This is a genomic window from Staphylococcus pasteuri (assembly GCF_030547725.1).
Classification (GTDB): Bacteria; Bacillota; Bacilli; order Staphylococcales; family Staphylococcaceae; genus Staphylococcus; species Staphylococcus pasteuri.
On sequence record NZ_JAUOQO010000472.1, the window covers coordinates 1 to 261 of the forward strand.

Below are 261 nucleotides of genomic sequence, written 5' to 3' on the forward strand. Positions count from 1 at the left end.
GTGTAAGTACTCTAAACGATAAGATATGCGGCCGTGCTTCTGCTGAGAGCCCAAATATTGAGGAATAAAGCCACGTAGCGAAAAAGGTAGTTTATTAAACCAATTTGCTTCAGCAGAAATCTTTTTATTGTTCGACGATGCCTTCTCAACCCACTCTGATGTAATTATCAGTTCATTGAACGCCCGTTGAGTTGTGAAATTAGCTTTAGAGCGATAGTAACTATTTACATGTCCAAAATCTAACCAATGCTCGGAGTAGAT

Annotated in this window: 1 protein-coding gene; it reads right to left on the reverse strand. The window is 39.1% G+C overall.

The window, feature by feature from the left end:
- Positions 1-261: hypothetical protein (locus Q4528_RS14400; RefSeq protein WP_303522318.1), on the reverse strand; the 261-nt coding region annotated here is incomplete at both ends.